This is a genomic window from Bradyrhizobium sp. BRP19, assembly GCF_020194195.1.
Taxonomy (GTDB): Bacteria; Pseudomonadota; Alphaproteobacteria; order Rhizobiales; family Xanthobacteraceae; genus Bradyrhizobium; species Bradyrhizobium yuanmingense.
Genome location: NZ_JADYVZ010000056.1, coordinates 1 through 3,042, shown reverse-complemented (window position 1 = coordinate 3,042; position 3,042 = coordinate 1). Strand labels below are relative to the sequence as shown.

The 3,042-nt window shown below is 63.6% G+C and carries 3 protein-coding genes; all 3 read right to left on the bottom strand.

Translation table 11 applies throughout. The annotated features are described in order from the left end of the window. Nucleotides 1-33: 33 nt before the first annotated feature. On the bottom strand, nt 34-771 hold the full coding sequence (locus tag I6F36_RS38345; protein ID WP_225173236.1) for an SDR family oxidoreductase: 738 nt from the start codon (nt 769-771) through the stop codon (nt 34-36). 44 nt (nt 772-815) lie between these two features. Beyond that, entirely contained in the window at nt 816-2,369 is a 1,554-nt protein-coding gene (locus tag I6F36_RS38340) for an AMP-binding protein (RefSeq protein WP_346656716.1), read from the bottom strand. Between the two features lie 32 nt (nt 2,370-2,401). Beyond that, nucleotides 2,402-3,042: 2-hydroxychromene-2-carboxylate isomerase (locus tag I6F36_RS38335; RefSeq protein WP_225173235.1), on the bottom strand; the 641-nt coding region annotated here is incomplete at its 5' end.

The window sequence follows — 3,042 nt, the reverse complement described above, 5'->3', positions numbered from 1 at the left end:
CGGCGACAATGCGAGCTCCATCGAACCGGCTCCCTACCACTTCTCGCCGAACGGGCGGATCTCCAGCTCAAATGTCCAGGCGGTCTTTGGCTGCTGGTAGAGCTGCCAGTAGGCGCCGGCGACGGCCGCCGGCGGCATCAGGAGGTCCGGATTGTCGAGCGCGTTGGCGCCAAGCGCCTCGATGCGGCGCTGGCGCACCCACTCCGTATCGACACCGGAATCGATGATGAGATGCGCAACATGAATGTTCTTCGGACCCAGCTCGCGCGCCATCGCCTGCGCGACCGCTCGAAGGCCAAACTTCGCGCTGGCGAAGGCGGCATAACCGCTGCCTCCGCGCAAGGACGCGGTCGCCCCGGTGAAGAAGATCTTGCCGCCGCCGCGAGCGGTCATCAGCCGCGCCGCCTCACGTCCCGCCAGGAAACCGGAATAGCAGGCCATTTCCCACACCTTGCGGAACACCCGCTCGGTGGTGTCGAGAATTGGGAAGTTAACGTTGGCACCGATGTTGAAGATGCAGACCTCGAGCGGCGCGTGCTTGTCGGCGTCATTCAGGAAGGAGGTGATCTCCTCCTCCTTGCGGGCATCGAGCGAACGGGCGTGAATTTCGCCGCCGGCGGCTTCGATGTCCTTGACCAGCGGCGCGAGCTTGTCGCCGTTACGGCGGCCGGCATAGATCGAAAATCCCTCGGCCGCGAATTTCTTGGCGATCTCCGCACCGATATAGTCTCCTGCACCGATCACGGCTGCGGTCGCGTATCTCTTCTGCATGGCCTTTTCCTTCGTTGCGAGAGACCTCTTTGTGAGGCAGAGCGTCAGCCTGGACTGCGCAGGGACTCAGCCAGTTTGTGCTTCAGTATCTTGCCGGTGGACGTCGCTGGCAGCGCGTCGATCAGGATAATTTCCGACGGTCGCTTGTATGAGGTGAGTTGCGGAGCAATGTGGGCCAGCAGATCCTGCGCCGTCGCCTTGGAACCCTGGATGAGCTGGACGAAGGCGACAACTTCCTCATTGCCCTCGACCGGCCGGCCGACGACGGCGCATTGCACCACCGATTCGTGCGTGCTCAGCACGGCCTCGATCTCAGCCGGGTAGACGTTGAATCCTGACCGGATGATCATCTCCTTGGTGCGCCCAACGATGTAGAGAACATCGCCTTCGAAGCGAGCCAGATCGCCGGTGTTGAACCAGCCATCGGGATCGATCGCCTTCGCGGTTAGATCCGGTGCCCGATAATAGCCGCGCATCACGTTCGGCCCACGGACATGGAGTTCACCGACCGCATCCGCCGCCACTGGCTTGCCGTCGCGGCCCACGAGCTTGGCCTCCAGGCCCGGCAGGACTGTCCCCACCGCATGATCCGCCCTCGGCGACTCGCTCCGCACGCCCGAGATGCCCGGTGAGCATTCCGTGATCCCGTAGCCATTCAGTAGCGGCAGGCCCAGCTCCTGCTCGACGCGCGCCTTGAGCTCGAGGTCAAGCGGCGCGCCGGCGACCGCGATCAAGCGCAGGGCGCCGCGATCGAGCTTCGGCAGGCCGGCATTGCGGCGGTACTCCAGCAGGCGCTGATAGGTCGCAGGCACACCGTTGAGGATGGTGATGCCCTCCTCCGCCATCGCCTTCACCAGGGCTGCCGGATCGTATTTTGCGACCAGGCGCACCCTGGCGCCGACCATCAAGGTCATGGCGAGTAGCGAGATGCCGACAATGTGCGAGATCGGCAGCACGCAATATTGCACGTCAGCCGCGGTCATCCTGCGCCAGGCGGCGGTGCCGCGCGCACTGAATAGGAGGTTGCGGTGGGTCAGCATTACGCCCTTGGGCGTGCCCGTAGTGCCAGAGGTATAGATGAGAACTGCGACTTGTTTGGCGCCATCGGCGTCGACCGGCTCCACCGCCGTGTCCGTGTTCAGCGCGGTCACGCCGATATCGCGCAGCGGCCCAAGCTCCTGCACCGGCGCATCGCACCGTGCAGCATGAGTGGCGGCCTCCTGCGACACCCCGACAGTGAACAACACCCGCCTTGCGCCGCTGTGATCCCGGATCTGGTCGACCTCGCGCGGGGACAGCCGCGGATTGACGACGATCGCCCAGGCATCGAGCAAGCTCGCAGCGAGCAGCAGACAGGCGAGTGGAATCGAGTTCTCGCTGACGATCATCATGCGGTCGCCGGCGCGGATGCCAAGCGCACGCAGCTTGTCAGCCGTGGCCTGAACCGCCGCATCGAGTTCACGATAGGTCAGCGTCGCCGTGTCGTCGACCAGTGCCACACGATCCGGCGTTGCTGCGACATGCGGCGCCATCACGTGATGGATCCGGCTCGGCAGACCGTCCGCGCTCCCGACTGTCTCCTGGGTCAATGAGACCACGGCACCCTCCCTGAGAAACGGCTTTTTGCCTGTTAGTTTTGCCTAGATGCTATGATCAGGCGCCGGGCGCTGGCGAGCTGCGCGAGGATTTCCTCTTCGACCTCGCGCAGACTGTCCTTGCCGAAATAGATTTCGTCGCCGACGAAGAAGGTCGGAGAGCCGAAGCTGCCGCGCTGCACGGCGCGCGTGGTGTTCTCGATCAGCTTCTTCTTGACGTCATCCTGCTGGGCGCGCGCGATGATGCGGTCAATATCGAGACCAGAGGACAGGAACGCCGCGCGAAATACCTGCGGGTCGTCCATCTTCTTCGGCTCCACCCACATATGATGATAGGCGGCGCGGAAATAGGGCTCGAACAGGCCGTCAAATTCCGCCGCGACGACACCGCGCATCAGGCTCAACGTGTTCACCGGAAAGAACGGGTTCGGCGCGAACTTCGTGATGCCGTGGCGGCGCAGGAAGCGCGCGGTCTCGAGCGCATTGTATTCCGGCTTGTTCTTGATCCCGCGAAGTGAGTCCGCCGGAGACATGTTGCCCGTCGCCTTGTAGACGCCGCCAAGAAGGACCGGGACATAGTCAAACCTGATCCCGGTGCGCGTCTCGATATCCGGCAATGCGAGCTCGGCCAGATAGGCGTTTGGGCTCCCGAAATCGAAGTGAAACTCAGCCTTCA

Bases quoted from the DNA above. Each gene is read 5' to 3' on its own strand.
- I6F36_RS38345 (WP_225173236.1), bottom strand. From the start codon at position 771: ATGCAGAAGAGATACGCGACCGCAGCCGTGATCGGTGCAGGAGACTAT.